This is a genomic window from Piscinibacter defluvii, assembly GCF_004011805.1.
Classification (GTDB): Bacteria; Pseudomonadota; Gammaproteobacteria; order Burkholderiales; family Burkholderiaceae_C; genus Piscinibacter; species Piscinibacter defluvii.
The window spans coordinates 208,249-229,582 of record NZ_RCHJ01000003.1; the positions used below are offsets into that span (position 1 = coordinate 208,249).

The window sequence follows — 21,334 nt, forward strand, 5'->3', positions numbered from 1 at the left end:
CGCGGGTTCAGGAGGACTGCGCCGCCAGCGCACGCAAGGCAGCACCGAAGGCTCGGGTGAGTGCGGGGTCGGGGCGGCGCAGCGCCTCGCGGCCGTAGCGCTGCCGCTCGAGCGTGGCGAGCAGTTCGGCCAGCGCTTGCGCCTGCGTCCCGTAACGTTCGTGCAGGCGGCGTGCCAGCGTGGCCGGTGCGTCCTGCGCCGTGGCAGGGATGCCGAGCCGGGCCAGCCCGGCCAGCAGCGCCTCGCGCTGGCGCACCCAGGGGTCGACGCGCCGGCGGTCCCACCAGGCCCAGCCGGCGCCGATCAGCGCCAGCGTGCTGAGCGTGCCGGTGAGCAGCAGGGCGAGGTCGGCCCAGTCGGGGGTGGAGAAGCCGATGTCCTTGAGCAGCGCGAACTGCTGGCCGCGCGAGTAGCTCAGCACCCACTGGTTCCAGCGGTTGTCCAGCGCCTCCCAGGCCTGGCGCAGGCGCTCCACCAGGGCCGGGCTGACCGCGCCGATCGCACCGCTCACCAGGCCGGGCGCGGGCGCCAGGCGTCGGCTGCGCTCGATGCGGTCCGGTGCCACGGCGGCGGTCGGGTCGGCGCGCACCCAGCCGAGGCCGTCCTGCCAGTACTCGGCCCAGGCATGCGCCGCGCTCTGGCGCACGATCAGGAAGCCGTCCACCGGCGCCGGGTCGGCGCCCTGGTAGCCGGTGACGATGCGTGCCGGCACGTCCAGCGCGCGCATCACCACCACGAAGGCGGCGGCGAAGTGCTCGCAGAAGCCCTCCTTGCGGTCGAGCCAGAACTCGTCGATGCCGTCGCGGCCGTAGGTGCCGGGCGCCAGCGTGTAGCTGTAGCCGCCGCTGCGGATGTGGGCCAGCACCGCCTGCGCCAGCACACCCGGCGCGGCAGCGGCGTAGCGCGGGTCGCGCCGCAGGTCGGCGGCCCATTGCAGCGTGCGCGGGTTGAAGCCGGGCGGCAGCTGCAGGTACTCGCGCAGGCGCAGCGGCCCGGGGGTGGCGGCAATCCGGTAGCGCACATGCGCCTGGGCGCCGAAGCGCAGCCGCTCCGCGACCGGGCGCTCGGTGATCCACAACAGCTCGTCGGTGCGGCGCACGCGGTGCCCCTCGATCTCGTCGACCTGTGTGCTCATCTCGAGCAGCGGCAGCAGGGCCAGGCGGTTCGGCTCGAGCGTGACCTCGTAGCGCAGCGCCGGGCCGAGCGGCTGCAGCGGGTCGGCGCTTGCGGAGCGCCGCGCCACCAGCGGCTCCATCGGGCGCCATTCCTGGCCGTCGAAACGTGACAGCACCGGGCCGCGCAGGTACAGCGTCTCGGGCGGCGGGGCCGGACCGTCGAAGCGCAGGCGCAGCGCGATGCGGTCGTCCAGCACCGCTTCGGCGATGCTGCCCAGGCGCATGCGCTCGGACAGCCCGGTGCCGGCCTGGCCGTCCTGCGGCACGCCCCAGAGCGGCCCGATGCGCGGGAAGAGCAGGAACAGCAGCACCATCACCGGCGCGCCGAGCAGCGCGGTGCGGCCGGCCAGCAGCGCCGCCTGGCGCAGGCTGGGCTGGCCCACCGGCATGTGCGCCAGCACCAGCGCCGTCAGCAGCCCCCAGACCGACACCAGCATCGCCAGCGCGACCGGCAGCGACTGCGAATACAGGAAGTGCGTCAGCACCAGGAAGAAGCCGAGGAAGAAGATCACGAAGGCATCGCGCCGCGCGCGCAGCTCGAGCGTCTTCAGGCCCATCAGCACGACCGCCATCGTGACCCCCGGCTCCTTGCCGAACAGGGTGCGGAAGCTGAACAGCGTCAGCCCGCCGGCCACCGCGAGCACGCCCACCAGCAGCCAGCGGCTCGGCAGCGGGCCGTTGCTGACGGCCAGCTGCGCGCGCCAGGCCAGCACCAGCGCGGTCAGCGCGATGCACCAGCCCGGCAGGTGCGGCACGTGCGGCAGGATGGTCCAGGCGATCACGCCGAGCAGGAACAGCGTGTCGCGCCCCTCGCGCGGCAGGCGGGTCCAGAACTGGGGCGTCATTGCCACAGCGCGAGTGCCTCCAGGCAGCGGCGCCGTTGCGCATCACCTTCGGCCGGCTCGATGGCCGCCACGCCCGGCAGGCGCAGGCCGTACTCGAAGCCGGCGCGCTGCGCCGCCAGCACCCAGGCGCTAAGGCGCTCGAGCCGGTGCTCCGGCGCCAGCGGGCCGCAGGCCTGCCACTCGAGCCAGAGCTGCTGCTGCACCGTGCCGGCCGTGTCGCGGCTGACCAGCTCGCCGCCGCTGGCCAGCGACTTGGCGGCCTTCTTCCAGTAGACGAGCTTGAGCGCGTCGCCGCGCCGGTAGCTGCGCACGCCCTCGACCTCGCCGCCGTCGGTGCGCCGGCCGTGCTGCGGGCCGCCCGGGTGCGGCAGCGGGGCCGGCAGCGGCGCAGCGGGCTTCTCGGGCGCCGGGTAGGCCAGCAAGGTGGCGGCCGGGCGCCAGATCGCCCAGGCGCGGAACAGCCCGAGCGGGAAGCGCGTCTCGACGCTCAGCGCGGGCAGCTCGTGCACGCCGCGCTGCGCCGGCACGAAGCCGACCCGCGCGCTGGCCTGGCCCATCGCCGGCACGTCGGTCCAGGACAGCGTGTCCCAGGCTGCGCCGAGCACGCGCAGGCCGATGCCGAAGCGCGCATGCGTCGGGCTGCTCAGCACCACCTCCAGCAGCGCCGCCTCGCCGGCGAACACCGGCGCGGGCGGGCGCAGGCGCAGCGTCAGCGTGCGCAAGGTGTTGTGCGTGACGTGCATCGCCACCACCGCGCTGCCGGCCAGCAGGAAGGTCAGCACGTAGCCGAGGTTGAGCTGGTAGTTGATCGAGGCCAGCAGCAGCACCAGCAGCGTGATCGCGAAGGCGATGCCGGCGCGTGTGGGCAGGATGTAGACGTTGCGCTGCGTCAGCAGCAGCGTGTCGGTGCGCGGCAGGCGCGCCTGCCACCAGCGGTGCCACAGCGCGCGCAGCGAGGCCACCGGCGCCAGCGCGGCACGGGGCAGGACAGCGCTCACGGACCGACCCCGATCACGGCACCGGCACCGCCGCGATCATCGCGCGCACCTGCTCGATGCGGCCGCGGCCGGCGCCGGCGCTGGGCACCAGGCGGTGCGCGATGGTCTGCGGCAGCACCGCCTGCAGGTCGTCCGGGGCCACGTAGTCGCGCTGGTTCAGCAGCGCGCGCGCCTTGGCGGCGCGCAGCACCGCGATGCCGGCGCGCGGCGACAGGCCGTCGACGAACCAGCGCCCGGAGCGCGTCGCCGCGATCAGCGCCTGCAGGTAGTCGAGCAGCGCGTCGCTGGCGTGCACCGCGAGCACCGCCTTCTGCGCGGCGATCAGCTCGGGCGGCGTCATGACGGGGCGCAGCGCCTGGATCGCCTCGCGCCGGTCCTGCCCGGCGAGCAGGGCGCGTTCGCTCTTCGCGTCGGGGTAGCCGAGCGTGATGCACATCAGGAAGCGGTCGAGCTGCGACTCCGGGAGCGGGTAGGTGCCGAGCTGGTCGGTCGGGTTCTGCGTCGCGATCACGAAGAAGGGCTCGGGCAGGCGGCGCGTCTCGCCCTCGACGCTGACCTGGTGCTCCTCCATCGCCTCGAGCAGCGCGCTCTGCGTCTTCGGCCCGGCACGGTTGATCTCGTCGGCCAGCAGCACCTGGGTGAAGACCGGCCCTTGATGGAAGACAAAGGCCTCCTTGCTGCGCTCGTAGACACTGACCCCGATCAGGTCGGAAGGCATCAGGTCGGCGGTGAACTGGCTGCGCGCGAAGCGCAGCCCGAGCGAGACGGCCAGGGTGTGGGCGAGCGTGGTCTTGCCGACGCCGGGCACGTCCTCGATGAGCAGGTGGCCGCCGGCCAGCAGGCAGGCGAGGCCGTCCTCGATCTGCGAGCGCTTGCCGACGATGATCGTGCTAATCTGGTCCGTCAGCTGTTGGAGTCGGGCGGCCAGTGATGGATTCATGCGCCCGACCATAACCGAATTAGAAGGTCACCGAGACATGACCACCGCGTTCTTCAGCCATCCGGACTGCCGTCGCCACGACATGGGCGCGGGCCACCCGGAATGCCCGCAACGGCTCGACGCGATCGACGACCACCTGCTCGCCACCGGCCTGGACATCGCACTCGAACGCCACGACGCGCCGCTCGTGGACCTGAAGGACGTCGAGCTTGCCCACACGCATCACTACGTGGCCGAGCTTAAGGACCTGCTCGAGCAGATCGAGGCCAGCGGCGAGCGCCGCGCGCTCGACCCCGACACCGCCGCCTGCCCGGGCACCTGGAGGGCGGCGCTGCGCGCGGCCGGCGCCGCGGTGGCGGCCACCGACGCGGTGCTCGACGGCCGGGCGGAGAACGCCTTCTGCGCCGTGCGGCCGCCCGGACACCATGCCACGCGCGACGAGGCGATGGGCTTCTGCTTCTTCAACAACGTCGCGGTCGCGGCGCGCCACGCGCTGGACGTGCGTGGTCTGAAGCGCGTCGCGGTGATCGACTTCGACGTGCACCACGGCAACGGCACCGAGGACATCCTCGCCGGCGACGAGCGGGTGCTGATGGTCAGCTTCTTCCAGCACCCGCTGTACCCGTACAGCGGCGCGGTGCCCAAGGGCACCAACATGGTCAACCTGCCGATCCCGCCGTACACACGCGGCGGCGAGTTGCGCGAGCTGATCGAGGCCAACTGGTTGCCGGCGCTGGAGGCCTTCCGGCCCGAGATGATCTTCATCTCGGCCGGCTTCGACGCGCACCGCGAGGACGATCTCGGGCAGCTCGGCCTGGTCGAGGCCGACTACGAGTGGATCACGCTGCGCATCAAGGGCGTGGCGGAGCGGCATGCCCGGGGGCGCATCGTCTCCTGCCTCGAGGGCGGCTACAACCTGAGCGCGCTGGCGCGCAGCGTGGCGGCGCACCTGAGGGTCCTGACCGGGGTGTAACGGGCGCGTTGCAGGTGCCGGGCACAATGCGCGCCCGTGCGCCCGCCGGGCCGCCCCCAGGGCGAACACCGGAGTGCGCAGCACGAAGGTTGACCAATGACCGCTGCCGCCCCACCCGCGATCGCCGACGACCTGCAGCTGCTGCTGCGCGAGCTGACCCAGCCCGCCGCCATGGCGGAGCTCGGCGTGCTCGTCGGCTGCCTGGTGCTGGCCTGGGCGCTCGTGCGGCTGCTGCGCGGCCGCCAGCCGACCGCCGGCTCGATCTGGTTCGGCGAACGCATCATCGACGGCGTGCTGTTCCCGGTCGCCGCGCTGGCGCTGGCCTTCGGTGCGCGCGCGCTGCTGGCCGGTCTGCTGCCGATCGCGGTGCTGCGGCTGGCGGTGCCGATCCTGCTGTCGCTGGTGGTGATCCGCATCGCGGTGCGGGTGCTGCAGGTGACCTTCCCGCACTCGGGCTGGGTGCGCATCGTCGAGCGCAGCATCTCGTGGCTGGCCTGGCTCGCGGTGGTGCTGTGGATCACCGGTGTGCTGCCGCTGCTGCTCGAGGCGGCCGACGAGATCAGCTGGAAGGTCGGCGCCACGCGGCTGACCCTGCGCAACGCGATCGAGGGCGCGGTGACCGCCGGGCTGGTGCTGGTGGTCGCGTTGTGGATCTCCGCGGCGATCGAGAAGCAGCTGCTGCGCGGCACCGGCGACGACCTGTCGATCCGCAAGATCGCCGCCAACCTGGTGCGCGCGGTGCTGCTGTTCGTCGGCCTGCTGCTGGCGATGTCGGCGGTGGGCATCGATCTGACCGCGCTGTCGGTGCTCGGCGGCGCGCTCGGCGTGGGCCTGGGTTTCGGCCTGCAGAAGATCGCGGCCAACTACGTCAGCGGCTTCGTGATCCTGGCCGAGCGCTCGCTGCGCATCGGCGACATGGTGCGGGTCGACAACTTCGACGGCCGCATCACCGACATCCGCACCCGCTACACCGTGATCCGTGCGCTCAACGGCCGCGAGGCCATCGTGCCCAACGAGCTGCTGATCACGCAGCGCGTCGAGAACCTCTCGCTGGCCGACATGAAGGTGCTGCTGACCACCACCGTGCAGGTCGCCTACGGCACACCGATCCGCGAACTGCAGCCCAAGGTGGTGGCGGCGGTGGCCGGCGTGCCGCGTGTGGTGGCGGACCCGGCGCCGTCGTGCCAGCTGGCCGAGTTCGCCGCCGACGGCATGAACCTGAACATCAACTTCTGGATCGCCGACCCGGAGAACGGGCAGGGCAACGTGCGCTCCGACGTCAACCTCGCGGTGCTCGACCTGTTCGAGCGCGAAGGCGTCGAGATCCCGTTCCCGCAGCGTGTGATGCACCATCGGGCCGTGCCGGGGGCGGGTGCGGCGCCGGCTTCGCCGCCGGGCTCAGTGCCGGGCTGAGAGCATCAGGTCCTGCACCCACAGCGCGGAGCTCGACGGCATCTCGTGGTGCCGCTGCGGCTCGTGGCGCAGGCCGATCGCGACGCGGCCGGTCCACCAGATCAGCCGCCCGCTGCCGGGCAACACCACCGGGCCGACGTGGCCCGGGGGGATCTCCACCGGCGGCACCGCCTCGCGCAGGCGGATGCCGGAGTTCAGGGGGGCGAGGCGGGCGGCGTCTTGCATGGTCGGCTCCCGAAGCGGATGGCCGCATGATTGCGGCCACCGCCGGGGCCGGCACTGCCCCAGCCGCGGGGGGCGGCCACACCACAACGAGGGATGCCGCCTCAGGCGCCGGCGCGCAGGCAGCCGCCGATGGACAGCGGCAGGGAGCCCACGCGCACGACCAACGCCGCCTCCGAGTCCGAGTCGACGGCCAGGCGGACGTCCTGGCCGCCCGGCACGCTGAGCCGGAACATGCCGGACGCGTCCGCCGGCGCGCTGCCCAGCAGGCGGCCGTCGCGGGCGGTGGCCTGCACGACGGCCATGGGCGCCGCTGGGGCATCGATGCAGCCTTCGATGCGGACGCCGTCCGCCGCGGCCGCCGCTGCCCCGGGCGCCGGCAGCACGGCCGCCTGGGCCGCCGGAAGCGCGTCGCCGCCGCCGCAGGCGGCCAGCACGATCGCGGCGGCCAGCGCGGCGCCGGCCTGGATCACCCAGTCCATGGCCGGCCCCTCAGCGGAAGTCGACCAGCCCGGGCTGCTGTGCGATGCCCACGGCACGCGCCAGCTGGCCCCAGGCCGTGTCGTCCAGGTGCGGGCGGAACGCGTCGACGATCTGGTCGAAGACCGGTGCCGGCGCACCCGCCTTCATGCCGCCGACGATCGCGGCCCGCTCGGCCGGCGTGCAGGCGGGGATCATCCAGCGCGCCACCAGCAGGGTCTCCTCCAGCGGCAGGCTGGCGATGATCTGCTGGTGCAGCGCGAACAGCTCGGCGTCGCTGTAGCAGGCCCACAGCACCGCGTTGTTGTGCGTCTCCTCGAAGTGCATGTGCTGCAGGTTCTCGGCCACGAACAGCGCCAGGTGGCGGTACAGGCGCAGCGCCAGCAGGGCGCGATCGGCCTGCGGCGCCACGCCGAGCGCGCGGCCTTCGGCGCGCAGGGTCTCGATGCTCTCCAGGTGCTCGACATGGTCCTCCGTGGTGCGGCCGGCGCCGCCGGGCTGGCGCGCCTCGATCGCGGTGTGCACGAAGCGGTTCTCGTTGTGCACGTGGTCCACGCACAGCGTCAGCAGGGCGTCGAGCTGGCCGAGCACGCGGCCGGTCTGCTCAGCGTCGGCGACGTCCAGCCGGCCGACGCGGTGCAGCGTGTCGGTCATGAAGTGGCGCAGCGCCTTGTGGATGGCCGCGTACATGTCGAAGCGCGGGGCAGTCTGGGCGGCGTTCGGGCGGGCCGCGGCGGCGGTGGGGTTCATGGCATGTCCTCGGTCGGGTGGTTCGGGTGCGGTGCCGCGTCGTCTGCGGCATGGTTCCCAGTGTTCCCGCCGGCGCGCGTGCCGGCATCGGCCGAAGGAGCCATGGCCCGCGCCGCGGCGGGCCAGTGGCAGCACTGGTGGACAATGCCGCCCCCATGGACCATGGCTTCGTTTCCGCGCTGATCCTGCTGCTGCTGGTGCTCGACCCGCTGGGCAGCCTGCCGATCTTCATCCCGGTGATGGCCACGGTGCCGCCCGAGCGGCGCCGCTGGGTCGCGCTGCGCGAGGTGGCGATCGCCTTCGTGGTGCTGGTGGCCTTCATGCTGCTGGGCGAGCAGTTCCTGGCCGTGATGCGCCTGTCCGAGCGCTCGCTGGAGGTGGCCGGCGGCGTGATCCTGCTGATGGTGGCGATCCGCATGATCTTCAGCCACGAGGGCGGCGTCTACGGCACGCCGGAGGGGCGCGAGCCGCTGATCTTTCCGCTGGCGGTGCCGCTCTTGGCCGGGCCGTCGGCGCTGGCCACCGTGCTGCTGCTGGCCTCGCGCCAGCCGGAGAAGGTGATGACCTGGCTGGCCGCGCTGACCTGCGCGATGGCCGTCTCGGGCGCGGTGCTGCTGCTGTGCGAGCGCATTCGGCGCTGGCTCGGCGATTCGGTGGTCGCCGCGACCGAGAAGCTAATGGGCCTGGTGCTGACCGCGATCGCGGTCGAGATGATCCTCGCCGGGCTGAAGCGCTACTTTCTTGGCTGAGCGGCAAGGAAAAAGGGGCCGGTCTCTCGACCGACCCCTCCTCTGCGAGGCGGACCTCGATCAGAAGTTGTGGCGCATGCCGACGGCGAATGAATTCTTGAAACCGGCCGGGCCGACGTTTGTTGAGTAGAGTTCGCGGCCATCGCCACTCAGCGCCGTGTAGAAGGCATACACCTTGGTGCGCTTGCTCAGAATGTAGTTGTAGCCCAGCGTTGCCTGCGTTGCGTCCGGCTCCTCGCCGGTGAGAGCGCCGCTGTATTTGATTTTGCCCGCCTTGCCGACGTTGACGTGAAACTCGCTCGATCCCAGCGTGTACATCGCGGCAAGGCGGTACGAGTTGCGCTTCGCCGTCGCGCCGGTCCCGTCCGCCTTGTTGTTAATGAAGTAGGCGCCGAACGTCACCGGGCCGAACTCGTACACACCGCGCAGGCCGAATTCTTTGATGTCGCCGCTCACGCTGCCCATGCCGCCATTCGCGTTCACGTACGTGGCCCCCAGGTGCAGCGAACCGGCGTCGTAGTTGCCCGCGAGCACCACGCTGTTCTTTGAACCGGCGGCGGTGGTCTCCTTCAGGCCCACTTGCAGTTCAGCCTCGAAGCCCCCGATCGAAGGCGTCGTGTACGAAATCATGTTCCGCAGCGGACCGGCGGGGTACAGGTAGAACGCATCCGCCGACGTACCGGTGTCGTGGTTGTGCATGCTGACCCAGTCAGTGGTGGCGAAGTAGGCGGCCGTGCCGAAGCCGACGTTGCCAAGGCGTACCTTTCCGAACGCGCCCGACAGGCCGACCGTGCTCTCGCGATTCCAGAACGTGCTGCTCGACTGCGCCCCCGTATCCACGTTGAAGCCGTGCTCCAGCACGAAGAAGGCCTTCATGCCGCCGCCGAGGTCCTCGGTACCCTTGAACCCGATGCGCGAGGAACTGTTCTGGAGCGCCCAGATGCTACTGCCGGTCTTCAGCCCGGTTTCGCCGTCGGTGGTCTCGAACTTCTGCCGCTCGACCGAGGCATTCAGTCGGCCATAGATGGTGATGCTGCTTTGGGCCAGTGCTGCACCGCTGGCAAGGGTGGCCACCGCGGCCAGAATGAGAGAGCGCTTCATTTGTTCAGATCCTTGTGGGTCTTGGCTCAGAAAACCGGTTGACGTGAATCACCGGAGCGAGTGCGCCATCTTAGAGGCTCCGTCGTGGAAAACCCGCAGAGCGTTGCGTCCGTGCGACAGCTTTCCTTCCGAATGTCAGCGGCCGCGCAGGTGCGAGGGCGACTCCAGGCGCCTGGCCAGCGTCGACAGCAGCAGGGTCAGCACGAGGTAGACCGCCGAGATCGCCAGATAGGGCTCCCAGTAGCGCGAGTACGCCCCGGCGACGGTGCGGGCGGCCAGCGCGAGCTCGGCCAGGCCGATCGCCGAGACGAGGGACGAGTCCTTGATCAGCGTGACCCCCTCGTTGACCAGCGCCGGCACCATGCGGCGAAAGGCCTGCGGCAGCACGATGAAGCGCATCGCCTGCACGTGGGTCAGGCCCAGGCTGTAGGCGGCCTGGGTCTGGCCCAGGTGGATGCTCTGGATGCCGGCGCGGAAGATCTCCGAGATGTAGGCCCCGGCGTTCAGCGTCATCGCGAGTGCGCCGGAGAAGAACGCGCCGTGCGTCTGGCGGAACTCCCGCGCGGCCTCGCCGGCCAGCAGCAGGCCGCTGTCCGGGTGCACCAGCGTGGGCATCAGCGCGAAGTGCACCAGCAGGATCTGCACGAACAGCGGCGTGCCGCGGAAAAAGGCCACGTAGGCGCGTGTCAGCACGCGGGCCGCCGCCAGGCCCCAGGCGAGCGGCGCGGTCTTCGGCGCCGGCGCATCGCGCGAACTGCTGACCAGCCCGAGCACGACGCCGAGCACCAGCCCGGCGCCGATCGACACGATGGTCAGCTGGATGGTCATCCACAGGCCGCTGGCGAACAGCGGCCCGTAGCCGGCCAGGATCTCCCAGCGCAGGTCCATGCCGACCGCCCGCGCGGCTTACTTCGAGGCCGCCGACGCCGGCGCCGCGGCGGCTGCCGCGCCGAAGTACTTGGCGTAGATCTGGTCGTAGGTGCCGTCGGCCTTGATGTCGGCGAGGCCCTTGTTCAGCTTCTCGAGCAGCTCGGTGTTGCCCTTCTTGACCGCGAAGCCGTACTGCTCCGGCACGAAGGCCTTGTCGCTGACGGTCTTGAACTTGGCGCCCGGGTTGTTGGTCACGTAGTTGACCACCACGCCGTTGTCGGCCACGACCGCATCCACGCCGCCCGCCTCGAGCTCCTTGAGCGCCAGCGGGGTGGACTCGAAGCGCTTGATCGCCGTGCTGTTCTTGCCCAGCAGCTTGGTGACGGCCTCGTCGCCGGTGGTGCCGGTCTGCACGCCGACCTTGAGCTTCTTCAGGTCGTCGAACTTGGCGACCTTGGAGCTGGCCTTCACCGCGATCAGCTGGTAGGCGTCGAAGTACGGATTGGTGAAGTCCATGGTCTGCTTGCGCTCGTCGGTGATCGTGATCGACGAGGCCAGCATGTCGCGGTCGCCCTGCTGCAGCGCGTTGAAGATGCCTTCCCACGGGGTGTTGACGAACTTGACCTCGATGCCGGCCTTCTGCGCCACGGCGGTGACGACGTCGATGGTCAGGCCGACGATCTCGCCCTTCTCGTTCTGCGACTCGAAGGGCGCGTAGGCCGCGTCGGTGCCGACCACGACGACCTTGGGTGCGGGCGCCGGCGGCGGTGCCGCGGAGGCGGCGGCGACCGGCGCGGGCGCCGAGGCGGCGGCCGGGGCCTCGGCCTCCTTCTTGCCGCAGGCCGCGAGCAGCGTGCCCACGGCCAGCAGGCCGAGCGATTGCAGGAAACGACGGGTGGTGAAGGTGGTCATGGATTCCTCGGTGGGGATGTTCTCGTGCGCCCCGGCGCGGTGGCGCCATCGGGCGTGCCCGCGAGTGTAAGCGCGCGTGCGCGGGGCTCCTGCAAGCCGCGGGCCCGGGCTTTCACGGGCGGGGTGCCGTACCCGGGTCGAGCCGGGTCCAGGGCAGTTCCCCCGGGTCGGCGGCCATCGGGCCGGGTGCCTTGGCGACGAGGATCGCCCCGGCCAGCGGCGCGAAGGCGGCGCGGAAGTGCACCGAGCTCTTCAGCACCAGCAGCTTCATCCGCGCCGGCTCCACGCCGAGGAAGCGGAACAGGTCGGCATCGAGCATCTGCATCTTCGCGCTGGAAAGCAGCACCTGCACGCCGTCGATCTCGACGCGCGCGCAGGGGCCGAGCCGGGCCTGCAGGCCGTCGGTCATCGGGCCGCGCAGGCGCAGCTCGCCGTCGTGCACCGCGCGCACGGTCAGCTCGGCGTGCACCGGCGGCTCGCTGGGCGCGCCGCTCCAGGTGCGCACGGCGCGGCCGATCGGCAGGGTGAGCCGCGCGCCGACGCCGGCCGCGCAGGCGGCGCGTGCGGCCTCGGGGTCGAACAGCAGCCCGAGCGCCACGGCGCCCGCGAGGCGTTCACCGGCCCGCGCTGCGAGCAGCGCGTGCAGAAGCCCGGTGGTGTTGGCGTCGCCGCCGGCGCCGGGGTTGTCCTGGGTGTCGGCAATCAGCACCGGCCGCTCGCTGCCCGCGGCCAGCCCGAGCGCGTGATCGACCGCCTCTTCGGGGCCGAGCAGCGGCGTGGCCCACTCGCGCCGGCGTGCCGTCACCTCGGCGTGCAGCTCGTCGAGGGCGGCTCGAAGGGCCGCCGCGTTGCGGCCGTGGCCGAACAGCACCGGCCCGCAGTCCGGAATGTCGGCGGCCGAGAAGCCCATCGCGAAGCTGAGGTCGAGGTCGTGGCGGGTCTCGAGCGCCTCGAGCCGCCCGATCACCGAGGCGGCCGGCTCGGTCAGCGTGCACTGCGCGTTCAGCGGCAGCAGGAAGGGCACGCGGCGCGCGGCCGTGTGCCAGTGCGCCGGGCCGACGGCGAGGCGCCGTGCGAGCAGCGCCGCGGCGCGCGCGCCGGTCTCGCGCATGTCCACGTGCGGATAGGTGCGGTACGCGGTCAGCGCGCCGGCGTGGCGCAGCATCGAGGCGCTGACGTTGGCGTGCAGGTCCAGCGTCGCGACGATGGGCAGCGTCGGCCCCGTCAGCGCCCGGACGCGCGCGAGCAGTTCACCCTCGGCGTCGTCGATGCCTTCGGCCACCGCGGCGCCGTGTAGGTCGAGGAACACGGCGTCCAGGCCGTCGCGCCGTGCCGCGCGCAGATCGTCGGTGATCGCCCCGGCGATGCGCTCGAAGGCGTCGCGCGAGACCCGGTTGCTCGGCATCGCGCCGGCCCAGGCCGAGGGTACGAGGTGCCAGCCGCGCCGATCCGCCTCGGCCGCGAAGCCCGCCAGTGCCAGCGGGCCGTGGCGATGCACCTCGAGCATCGCCGCGCCGCGCAGGAAGGGCGGGTAGCCCGAGCCGGCCTCGAAGGCGGTCCAGTCCGCCATCGACGGCGCGAAGGTGTTGGTTTCGTGATGGAAGCCGGCGACGAAGACGCGGGTCATGGGTGCGTCAGCCAGTCGATCTCGGCCTGGCTGAAGCCGGCCGCGCGGCGCGCCGCCTCGTTGAACGGCGGGCGCAGCCGCGGCGCCGCGTAGCGCTCGACGAGCGACGGGTACAGCGCGACCGGGTCCAGTCCGGCCCGCTCGCAGGCGTAGCGGTACCAGCGGTTGCCGATCTCGACGTGGCCGATCTCGTCGCCCAGGATCACGTCGAGGATCGCGACCGCGCGCGCATCGCCGGCCTTCGCCAGCTTGGCCTGCAGCGGCGGCGTGGCATCCAGCCCGCGCGCCTCGAGCGTGCGCGGCACGAGCGCGAGGCGGGCGATGGGGTCGTGCGCGGTGCGCGCCGTCATCAGCCACAGGCCGTCGTGGGCGTCGAAGTCGCCGTAGTCGGTGCCGAGCGTCCGCAGGTGCCCGCGCAGCATCGTGAAGTGCAGCGCCTCCTCGGCGGCGACGCGGAACCAGTCGGCGTAGTACGCCGGCGGGAAGCCGGCGAAACGCCAGCAGGCGTCCAGCGCCAGGTTGATCGCGTTGAACTCGATGTGCGCGATCGCGTGCAGCAGCGCGGCGCGGCCTTCGCGCGTGAAGGGCGAGCGCGTCGGCACGTCCTTCGGCGGCACGAGGCGCGGGCGCGCGGGGCGGCCGGGCAGGCCGGGCGGCTCGGCGAGCACGAGCGCGGGATCGGCGGCCGGCAGCGCCTCGAATCGTGCCCGCACCGCCGCGGCCTTGGCGGCCGGATCGGCCAGGCCCAGCAGGCGCAGGGCCTCGGTACGCAGTTCCATGGCGCGGATTATCGTGGCGGGCCCTTGTTAAGCTCGCGCACCTTCGAGACGCTCCCCGCCCATGCCGCGACCGCACAGCCACGTCCTGCTCGTCCTCGCCGATGCCACCCTGCGCCGCGGCCTCCTCAAGGGCCTGACCGGCGCGGCGAAGAGCCTCGACAACCCGTACGGCATCGCCTTCAGCGGCGTCGCCAGCGCGGCCGAGGCGCTGGAGGCCGCGCGCAGCGACGGCGACCTGCAGAGCGTGCTGATCGACGGACTGGGGGGCGCCGGCCCGGGCGGCGAGGACTGGCGCGCCGACGAGCTGGTGAGCGCGCTGCACGCGCTGCGCCCCGAGCTCGATCTCTACGTGCTGGTGGACAGCGCGCGCGACGAGGAGACCGTCGGCGAGCTGATCCGCGAGTCGATCGACGGCTTCTTCATCCGCGACGAGGCGGATCCGCGCGGCTGGTTCCGCATCGTCCAGGCCGAGATCCAGGAGAAGTCGCGCACGCCCTTCTTCGACGCGCTGCGCGAGTACGTGCTGATGGCCAAGGACGCCTGGCACACGCCGGGCCACTCCTCGGGCGACAGCCTGCGCGCGAGCCCGTGGTCGCACGGCTTCCACGAGTTCGTCGGCGAGAACCTGCTGCGCGCCGACCTCTCGGTCTCGGTGGACATGCTCGATTCGCTGCTCGACCCGAAGGGCGTGATCGCGCAGGCGCAGGAGATGGCCGCGCGTGCCTTCGGCGCGCAGCGCACCTTCTTCGCGACCAATGGCACCTCGACGGCGAACAAGGTCATCTTCCAGACCCTGCTCGCCCCGGGCGACAAGCTGCTGCTGGACCGCAACTGCCACAAGTCGGTGCACCACGGCGTGGTGCTGTCGGGCGCGCGGCCGGTCTACCTGAACAGCTCGGTGAACCGCACCTACGGCCTGTTCGGCCCGGTGCCGAAGAAGACACTCTTCGAGGCCATCGAGGCGCACCCGGACGCCAAGGCGCTGATCCTCACCTCCTGCACCTACGACGGACTGCGCTACGACCTGCCGCCGATCATCGCCGCGGCGCATGCGAAGGGCATCAAGGTGATCATCGACGAGGCCTGGTACGCGCATGCGCGCTTCCACCCGGCCTTTCGGCCCACCGCCATGGAGGCCGGGGCCGACTACGCGACCCAGTCGACCCACAAGGTGCTCTCGGCGCTCAGCCAGGCGAGCATGATCCACGTGAACGACCCGGACTTCGACGCGCACCTGTTCCGCGAGAACTTCAACATGCACGCGTCGACGAGCCCGCAGTACGGAATCATCGCCAGCCTGGACGTCGGCCGGCAGCAGGCCATGATGGAAGGCTACAAGCTGCTGCAGCGCACGCTCGAGCTGGCCGCCGAGCTGCGCGAGGCGATCGACGCGACCAACGCCTTCCAGGCACTCACGCTGACCGACCTGCTGCCGGCGGAGGTGCAGGCAGACGGCATCCGGCTCGACCCGACCAAGATCACCGTCGACATCTCGAAATCCGGCTTCACGGTCGCCGAGTTCCAGCAGGTGCTGTTCGAGCGCTTCAACATCCAGGTCGAGAAATCGACCTTCAACACCGTGACCCTGCTGCTGACCATCGGCACCACGCGCAGCAAGGTTTCGCGCCTGCACGATGCGCTGCTGCGCCTGGCGCGCGAGGCGAGGGCGCCGCGCAAGCTGGTGCGCGCGCCCGAGATCGCCGGCTTCACCGCGCTGCACTACCTGCCGCGCGACGCCTTCTACTGCGAAGGCGAGCTGGTGCCGCTGATCGACGACGACGACCATGCCAACCCGGCGCTCGAGGGCCGCATCTGCGCCGACCAGATCGTGCCCTACCCGCCGGGCATCCCGGCGCTCGTGCCGGGGCAGGTGATCACGCGCGAGATCGTGCAGTTCCTGCTCTCGCTGATGCGCTCGCACAAGCGCACCGACCTGCACGGCGTGGTGCACGACGGCTACACGCCCTGCCTGCGCGTCATGACGCGCGCCGACGAGGCGGCGAACCGGCGCCTCTGACTACACTCGCGCGATGGCAATCTACTCACTCGACGGCGAGATCCCGCGCATCGCCGCCACGGCCTGGGTGGCCGACAGCGCGCAGGTGATCGGCCGCGTGGAGATGCAGGAGGGCGCGAGCGCCTGGTTCGGCGCCATCCTGCGCGGCGACAACGAATGGATCACCGTCGGCCGCGGCTCCAACGTGCAGGACGGCAGCGTGCTGCACACCGACGTCGGCTTCCCGCTCGTGATCGGCGCGGACGTGACGATCGGCCACCAGGTGATGCTGCACGGCTGCACGATCGGCGACGGCTCGCTGGTCGGCATCCAGGCGGTGGTGCTGAACGGCGCGCGCATCGGCAGGAACTGCCTGGTGGGCGCCGGGGCGCTCGTCACCGAGGGCAAGGAGTTCCCGGACGGCTCGCTGATCATGGGCACGCCGGCCAAGGTGGTGCGCCAGCTCGGCCCGGAGCAGTTCGAGCGCATCCGGGAAGGCGCGGTGCACTACGCGGAGAAGGTGCAGCGCTACCGGCGCGCTCTGACGAAGATCGGTTGATGTCGGAGTTGCACAAGTTCCTGTTCGAGGGCCTGCCGGTGCGCGGCATGCTGGTGCGGCTGGACGATGCCTGGCAGGAGGTTCTGGCGCGCCGCGCGAAGGCGAACGACGCCTTCGCGCCGCCGGTGCAGCAGCTGCTCGGCGAGATGGCCGCGGCCGCCGCGCTGATGCAGGCCAACATCAAGTTCAACGGCGCGCTGGTGCTGCAGGTGTTCGGCGACGGGCCGGTCAAGCTCGCGGTGGCCGAGGTGCAGCCGGACCTGGCGTTCCGCGTCACCGCCAAGGTGGTGGGCGAGGTGCCGGCCGGGGCGAAGCTCGAGGCCATGCTCAACCTGCACGGCCAGGGCCGCTGCGCGATCACGCTCGACCCGAAGGACAAGAAGCCCGGCCAGCAGCCCTATCAGGGCATCGTGCCGCTGCATGGGGACCGTCGCGAGCCGCTCCAGCAGCTCGCGCAGGTGCTCGAGCACTACATGCTGCAGTCCGAGCAGCTCGACACGCGCCTGGTGCTCGCCGCCGACGAGCGCGTCGCCGCCGGGCTGCTGATCCAGCGCCTGCCGGTCGAGGGCGCGGGCAACCTGGCAGGCGCGGCGCGCAACGAGGACGAGATCGGGCTGAACGAGCACTTCAACCGCATCGCCCACCTGGCCGCCACACTGACGCGCGAGGAGCTGCTGGGCCTGGACGCCGACACGCTGCTGCGCCGGCTGTTCTGGGAGGAGGACGTGCGCCGCTTCGAGCCGCTCGTGCCGCGGTTTGCCTGCACCTGCTCGCGCGAGCGCGTGGCCGGCATGCTGCGCGGGCTCGGGCGCGAGGAGGTCGACGGCATCGTCGCCGAGCAGGGCCGCGCCGAGGTCGGCTGCGACTTCTGCGGCCAGAAGTACCACTTCGACGCGATCGACGTCGGCGGGCTGTTCGCCCCGGCCGGCCAGCGGCCGCCCGGTTCGGACGCGGTGAACTAGCGCCGCGACGCCGGCCCGGCCTCAGGGCTGGTTGAAGAGCCGCCGCTGCTCGCGGTCCTTGAGCTTGATGCAGGTCGCGTCGTCTGCGGTGCCCGGCTTGCCGCACTCGCGCTGTTCGCAGGCGCCGCGCAGCAGCAGGTTGGTGGCGCTGCAGATCTCGGCCACGGTCTGCCGCGGCGCGGGCGCCGGGGTCGGGGGCGGCGGTGGTGGTGGTGGCGCCGGTGCCGGCGCCGGCTTGGCCGCAGCCGCCGCCTGCTCGGCGCGCAGCCGCGCCGCTTCGAGTTCGCGCTGCTCGGCGGCCGCCTTGGCCTTGGCCTCGCGTTCCGCCTTGGCGCGGGCCGCCTTCTCACGCGCGGCCTGTTGCGCGGCCAGTTGCGCAGCCGGGTCGGGGCTGGGTGCCGCGGTCACGGGCGGCGCTGCCGGCGGGGGAGCGGGTTCGGGCGGCGGCGGAGGAGGCGGGGGCGGGGGTGGCGGTGCGGCTGCTTCCACCGGAGCGGGCGGGGGCGGCGGCGCGGCCGGGGCCGCCACCGGCGCCGGCGCGGGGGCCGGTTCCACCGGCGCGGCCACGGCGGGGGCCTCGGCCGCGGGGCGCGTGAACCACCAGGCCGCCGCACCACCCAGCACCAGCACGGCGATGACGATGGCGATCAGCGCGCCCTTGCCGCCGCCGGCGCCCGGCGGTGGGGGGGCGGCCGCGGCCGTGCCGGCGGCCGCCATCGCGCTGAAGCGACCCGGCGCCGTCTCCGCGCCCATCACCTGCGTCGGGGCGTGCAGCGGGTCGAAGGTGTCCTCGTCCGGGGTGGGCACGCGCCCCCTGGGGGCCGGCGCGGCCGGCGGCGTCACCGGCGCGGCGGCGACCGGCGGCATGTGCAGATCCTTGCGCGACACGATCACCGTGCCCACCAGGCTGTAGCCGCACTTGGCGCAGTAGCGCGTGCCGGGGGCGTTGAGGTGGCCGCAGTCGTCGCAGGCGACGCTGTCGAAGGCGGAACTCTCCAGCGGGGTGGCCTGGCCTTGCCCGGCCAGCGCCGTGCCGCAGGCGTGGCAGAAACGTGCTCCGTCGGCGTTCTGGGTCCCGCATTGTGTGCAGGCGATCGGCATGGCTCCCTCCGCAATCGGGCCGGAACGATATCAGAGCCGCAGGCGCGGATGGCGTTCGCAGTCTGCGTCACCGCAACGTTCGCACACCCAGCGCCAGCGCGTGGCGTCGCTGGGCGCCTGCCGGGCACGTTCCAGCGCCGCCAGCGCGTTGGCCAGGCGCTGCGGGCCGTGGCCGAACACCACCGAGCAGGCCAGCCCGGCGCCTGCCAGCGCGCGCCGCACCCGCGCATCGACCGGCTCGCGAACGTGCGGGCCGTCGCGCTGCAGGCCGTCGGCCTGCCAGGGCAGGTCGAGCGCGGTCAGCAGGGTCAGGTCGCAGCGGGCATGGTCGCGCAGCGCCTCGGCGTACAGGGAGGCGTCGCCGAACACCTGCTCGCTGTAGACGGCGATCATCAGCGCGGTGGTGTCGGCGATCACCAGGTCGTGCTCCTGGGTGGCGGCGTCGATGCGGTGGGTCTGCTCGGCGGCGATGGCGCGCTGCTCGTGGATCTGCGGCGTGCGGCCATGCCGGTCGCAGAACTCGCGCAGGAACTCGTGCACCACCGCCACGCGGCAGCCGGGCCCGCGCAGCGCGGCGCCGAGCTCGACGGCCAGCGTCGTCTTGCCGGTGCTCTCGGCCCCCAGCAGCCCGATGACGAAGGCGCGCCTCATCGTGCCGCCGCCCGCTTCAGCCAGGCCCGCCAGCCGACCGCCGAGAGCACGACGAACACCGCGTACAGCATCACCGTCAGCCACAGTCCCTTGTAGGCGAACAATCCGACCGAGACGATGTTGACCACGATCCAGGCCGGCCAGTTCTCGACGTACTTGCGCCCGAGCAGCCATTGCCCGATCAGGCTGGCGGCGGTGGGGAAGGCATCCCACCAGGGCACGTCGGTGTCGGTGAAGTGCCGCAGGAACAGGCCGAGCGCCGGCCAGGCCAGTGCCAGCGCGAGCAGGCAGACGAGCCGCCCCCTCGTGCCGAGGAAGCGCACCCGCAGCGCCGCGCCGTCCGCGCCGGTGCCGCGCAGCCACTGCCACCAGCCCCACAGCGCCACCACGGCGAAGAAGACCTGCAGGCTCGCCTCGGCGTAGAGCCGGCTGTCCCAGAACAGGAAGAAGTACAGCAGCGAGCTGACGATGGCCAGCGGCCAGCCGAGCGGGTTGACGCGGATGTTGAAGCCGACCATCGCCAGCGCCAGCACGACGGCGATGACCTCGAGCCGCGTGACCGGCGCACCCCAGAGCGTGAAGGCGGGCGCGAACAGTGGCTGCAGCGCGTGCAGCAGGGCGTCCATGGCCGAGGCTCAGCGCTTCGGCGCGGTGATCTGCACCAGGATCTCGTCCGGCTTGACCATGCCCAGTTCGGAGCGCGCCTTCTCCTCGACCATCTCGAGGCCTTCCTTCAGGTCGCTCACCTCGGCCAGCAGCTGCGCGTTGCGCGCGCGCGCGGCCTCGTTGGCGGCCTGCTGCTCGCGCAGCTTGCCCGACAGCTCCACGACGCGCGGCACGCCGCCCTTGCCGAACCAGAGTTCGGCGTGCACCAGCGCCAGCAGCACCAGCAGGGCGAGCGTGAGCAGGCGCACGGGGCCGGCGTCAGCGCAGGTTGTAGAACGCCGCGCGGCCGGGGTAGCTGGCCACGTCGCCGAGGTCCTCCTCGATGCGCAGCAGCTGGTTGTACTTGGCGATGCGGTCGCTGCGGCTCATCGAGCCGGTCTTGATCTGGCCGGCGTTGGTGCCCACCGCGATGTCGGCGATCGTGCTGTCCTCGGTCTCGCCCGAGCGGTGCGAGATCACGGCGGTCCAGCCGGCGCGCTTGGCCATCTCGACCGCGGCGAAGGTCTCGGTCAGCGTGCCGATCTGGTTGATCTTGATGAGGATCGAGTTGGCCACGCCCTTCTCGATGCCTTCCTTCAGGATGCGGGTGTTGGTGACGAACAGGTCGTCACCGACCAGCTGCACCTTCTTGCCCAGGGCGTTGTTGAGGTGCTTCCAGCCCTCCCAGTCGCCCTCGTGCATGCCGTCCTCGATCGAGATGATCGGGTACTTGTCGACCCAGGTGGCGAGGATGTCGGTCCAGGCCGCGGCGCTGAGCTTCAGGCCGCCTTCGCCTTCCAGCACGTACTGCCCGTCCTTGTAGAACTCGCTGGCGGCGCAATCGAGGCCGATGGCGATCTGGCGCCCGGCCTCGTAGCCCGCCTTGTCGATCGCCTCGAGGATCAGCTGGATGGCCGCCTCGTGGCTCTGCACGTTGGGCGCGAAGCCGCCTTCGTCGCCGACGGCGGTGGTCATGCCCTTGCCGTCGATGATCTTCTTGAGGGCGTGAAACACCTCGGCCCCATAGCGCACCGCCTCGCGGAAGCTCGGCGCGCCCACCGGGATGATCATCAGCTCCTGCAGGTCGAGGTTGTTGTTGGCGTGTGCGCCGCCGTTGATCACGTTCATCATCGGCACCGGCATCTGCATGCCGCCCGAGCCGCCAAAGTAGCGGTACAGCGGCAGGCCGGACTCTTCCGCCGCGGCGCGCGCGACGGCCATGGAGACCGCCAGCGTCGCGTTGGCGCCCAGGCGGCTCTTGTTCTCGGTGCCGTCCAGGTCGATCAGCGTGCGGTCGAGGAAGGCCTGCTCCGAGGCGTCGAGCCCCAGCACCGCCTCGCTGATCTCGGTGTTGATGTGCTCGACGGCCTTCAGCACGCCCTTGCCGAGGTAGCGGCTCTTGTCGCCGTCGCGCAGCTCGATCGCCTCGCGCGAGCCGGTGGAGGCGCCCGAGGGCACCGCGGCCCGGCCCATGGTGCCGGACTCCAGCAGCACGTCGCACTCGACGGTGGGGTTGCCGCGGCTGTCGAGGATCTCTCGGCCGACGATGTCGACGATCGCGCTCATGTCTGTCTTCTCCTGTCTGG

22 protein-coding genes are annotated in these 21,334 nt (G+C 71.9%); 6 read left to right on the forward strand and 16 right to left on the reverse strand.

The annotated features are described in order from the left end of the window. Nucleotides 1-7 precede the first annotated feature (7 nt). Genes D9C15_RS10435 through D9C15_RS10445 form a run of 3 tightly spaced genes read right to left on the reverse strand, consistent with a single transcriptional unit; the run spans nt 8 to nt 3,958 of the window. Nucleotides 8-2,020 carry a transglutaminase TgpA family protein gene (locus tag D9C15_RS10435; protein WP_127997383.1) on the reverse strand — a complete coding sequence of 671 codons (2,013 nt, stop codon included), beginning with the start codon at nt 2,018-2,020 and terminating at the stop codon, nt 8-10. After that, complete coding sequence (locus D9C15_RS10440) at nt 2,017-3,018, reverse strand: DUF58 domain-containing protein (RefSeq protein WP_127997384.1); 1,002 nt, start codon at nt 3,016-3,018, stop codon at nt 2,017-2,019. Before D9C15_RS10440 ends, D9C15_RS10435 begins: the two co-directional genes overlap by 4 nt. A gap of 13 nt (nt 3,019-3,031) precedes the next feature. Next, the gene (locus D9C15_RS10445; protein WP_127997385.1) at nt 3,032-3,958 is read right to left on the reverse strand and encodes an AAA family ATPase; all 927 of its coding nucleotides are present in this window, start codon (nt 3,956-3,958) and stop codon (nt 3,032-3,034) included. Nucleotides 3,959-3,995: 37 nt separating this feature from the next. On the opposite strand from D9C15_RS10445, the gene D9C15_RS10450 reads away from it, so the two are divergent. Next, a complete protein-coding gene (locus tag D9C15_RS10450) occupies nt 3,996-4,931 on the forward strand; it encodes a histone deacetylase family protein (RefSeq protein ID WP_127997386.1) in 936 nt (311 codons plus the stop codon). Nucleotides 4,932-5,027: 96 nt separating this feature from the next. Then, on the forward strand, nt 5,028-6,344 hold the full coding sequence (locus D9C15_RS10455; RefSeq protein ID WP_127997387.1) for a mechanosensitive ion channel family protein: 1,317 nt from the start codon (nt 5,028-5,030) through the stop codon (nt 6,342-6,344). On the opposite strand, the gene D9C15_RS10460 is transcribed toward D9C15_RS10455, so the two are convergent. The 3 genes from D9C15_RS10460 to D9C15_RS10470 all read right to left on the reverse strand — a co-directional run bounded on the left by D9C15_RS10460 (nt 6,330) and on the right by D9C15_RS10470 (nt 7,796). Further along, complete coding sequence (locus D9C15_RS10460) at nt 6,330-6,569, reverse strand: hypothetical protein (RefSeq protein ID WP_127997388.1); 240 nt, start codon at nt 6,567-6,569, stop codon at nt 6,330-6,332. The two genes, D9C15_RS10455 and D9C15_RS10460, sit on opposite strands and share 15 nt — an antisense overlap. A 101-nt stretch (nt 6,570-6,670) precedes the next feature. Then, nucleotides 6,671-7,048: a hypothetical protein gene (locus tag D9C15_RS10465; RefSeq protein ID WP_127997389.1), complete on the reverse strand. Its 378-nt coding sequence runs from the start codon at nt 7,046-7,048 to the stop codon at nt 6,671-6,673. A gap of 10 nt (nt 7,049-7,058) precedes the next feature. Continuing rightward, nucleotides 7,059-7,796 carry a hemerythrin domain-containing protein gene (locus D9C15_RS10470; RefSeq protein WP_127997390.1) on the reverse strand — a complete coding sequence of 246 codons (738 nt, stop codon included), beginning with the start codon at nt 7,794-7,796 and terminating at the stop codon, nt 7,059-7,061. Between the two features lie 155 nt (nt 7,797-7,951). Between D9C15_RS10470 and D9C15_RS10475 the strand changes: the two genes are divergently transcribed. Then, the gene (locus tag D9C15_RS10475) at nt 7,952-8,545 is read left to right on the forward strand and encodes a MarC family protein (protein WP_127997391.1); all 594 of its coding nucleotides are present in this window, start codon (nt 7,952-7,954) and stop codon (nt 8,543-8,545) included. A gap of 60 nt (nt 8,546-8,605) precedes the next feature. Here D9C15_RS10475 and D9C15_RS10480 read toward each other — a convergent pair whose 3' ends face one another. The 5 genes from D9C15_RS10480 to D9C15_RS10500 form a co-directional block, all read right to left on the reverse strand. Further along, nucleotides 8,606-9,646: a porin gene (locus tag D9C15_RS10480; RefSeq protein WP_127997392.1), complete on the reverse strand. Its 1,041-nt coding sequence runs from the start codon at nt 9,644-9,646 to the stop codon at nt 8,606-8,608. 135 nt (nt 9,647-9,781) lie between these two features. Continuing rightward, nucleotides 9,782-10,534 (reverse strand): amino acid ABC transporter permease, encoded by a 753-nt coding sequence (locus D9C15_RS10485; RefSeq protein ID WP_127997393.1) that lies wholly within the window; start codon nt 10,532-10,534, stop codon nt 9,782-9,784. 18 nt (nt 10,535-10,552) lie between these two features. Next, on the reverse strand, nt 10,553-11,428 hold the full coding sequence (locus D9C15_RS10490) for a basic amino acid ABC transporter substrate-binding protein (RefSeq protein WP_127997394.1): 876 nt from the start codon (nt 11,426-11,428) through the stop codon (nt 10,553-10,555). A gap of 112 nt (nt 11,429-11,540) precedes the next feature. Beyond that, complete coding sequence (locus tag D9C15_RS10495) at nt 11,541-13,055, reverse strand: M81 family metallopeptidase (protein WP_127997395.1); 1,515 nt, start codon at nt 13,053-13,055, stop codon at nt 11,541-11,543. After that, on the reverse strand, nt 13,052-13,834 hold the full coding sequence (locus tag D9C15_RS10500) for a ferritin-like domain-containing protein (RefSeq protein ID WP_127997396.1): 783 nt from the start codon (nt 13,832-13,834) through the stop codon (nt 13,052-13,054). Before D9C15_RS10500 ends, D9C15_RS10495 begins: the two co-directional genes overlap by 4 nt. 61 nt (nt 13,835-13,895) lie before the next feature. Between D9C15_RS10500 and D9C15_RS10505 the strand changes: the two genes are divergently transcribed. From D9C15_RS10505 to hslO, 3 genes are read left to right on the forward strand one after another with little or no spacing between them, the layout of a single operon-like run. After that, nucleotides 13,896-15,851, forward strand: a complete 1,956-nt coding sequence (locus D9C15_RS10505; RefSeq protein ID WP_127997397.1) for an aminotransferase class I/II-fold pyridoxal phosphate-dependent enzyme — start codon at nt 13,896-13,898, stop codon at nt 15,849-15,851. 13 nt (nt 15,852-15,864) lie between these two features. Continuing rightward, the gene (locus tag D9C15_RS10510; protein ID WP_127997398.1) at nt 15,865-16,389 is read left to right on the forward strand and encodes a gamma carbonic anhydrase family protein; all 525 of its coding nucleotides are present in this window, start codon (nt 15,865-15,867) and stop codon (nt 16,387-16,389) included. Next, nucleotides 16,389-17,351, forward strand: coding sequence for an Hsp33 family molecular chaperone HslO (hslO, locus tag D9C15_RS10515; RefSeq protein WP_127997399.1), 963 nt, complete (start codon nt 16,389-16,391; stop codon nt 17,349-17,351). The genes D9C15_RS10510 and hslO overlap by 1 nt, the downstream gene beginning before the upstream one ends. 21 nt (nt 17,352-17,372) lie before the next feature. Here the strand turns inward: hslO and D9C15_RS10520 are convergent, their stop codons facing one another. From D9C15_RS10520 to eno, 5 genes are read right to left on the reverse strand one after another with little or no spacing between them, the layout of a single operon-like run. After that, nucleotides 17,373-18,452 (reverse strand): zinc ribbon domain-containing protein, encoded by a 1,080-nt coding sequence (locus D9C15_RS10520; protein WP_127997400.1) that lies wholly within the window; start codon nt 18,450-18,452, stop codon nt 17,373-17,375. 30 nt (nt 18,453-18,482) lie between these two features. Next, complete coding sequence (locus D9C15_RS10525; RefSeq protein WP_127997401.1) at nt 18,483-19,103, reverse strand: AAA family ATPase; 621 nt, start codon at nt 19,101-19,103, stop codon at nt 18,483-18,485. Then, complete coding sequence (pnuC, locus tag D9C15_RS10530; protein ID WP_127997402.1) at nt 19,100-19,729, reverse strand: nicotinamide riboside transporter PnuC; 630 nt, start codon at nt 19,727-19,729, stop codon at nt 19,100-19,102. Before pnuC ends, D9C15_RS10525 begins: the two co-directional genes overlap by 4 nt. 9 nt (nt 19,730-19,738) lie before the next feature. After that, the gene (ftsB, locus tag D9C15_RS10535; protein WP_127997403.1) at nt 19,739-20,017 is read right to left on the reverse strand and encodes a cell division protein FtsB; all 279 of its coding nucleotides are present in this window, start codon (nt 20,015-20,017) and stop codon (nt 19,739-19,741) included. A gap of 10 nt (nt 20,018-20,027) precedes the next feature. Continuing rightward, nucleotides 20,028-21,314, reverse strand: coding sequence for a phosphopyruvate hydratase (gene eno, locus D9C15_RS10540; RefSeq protein WP_127997404.1), 1,287 nt, complete (start codon nt 21,312-21,314; stop codon nt 20,028-20,030). Nucleotides 21,315-21,334 lie beyond the last annotated feature (20 nt).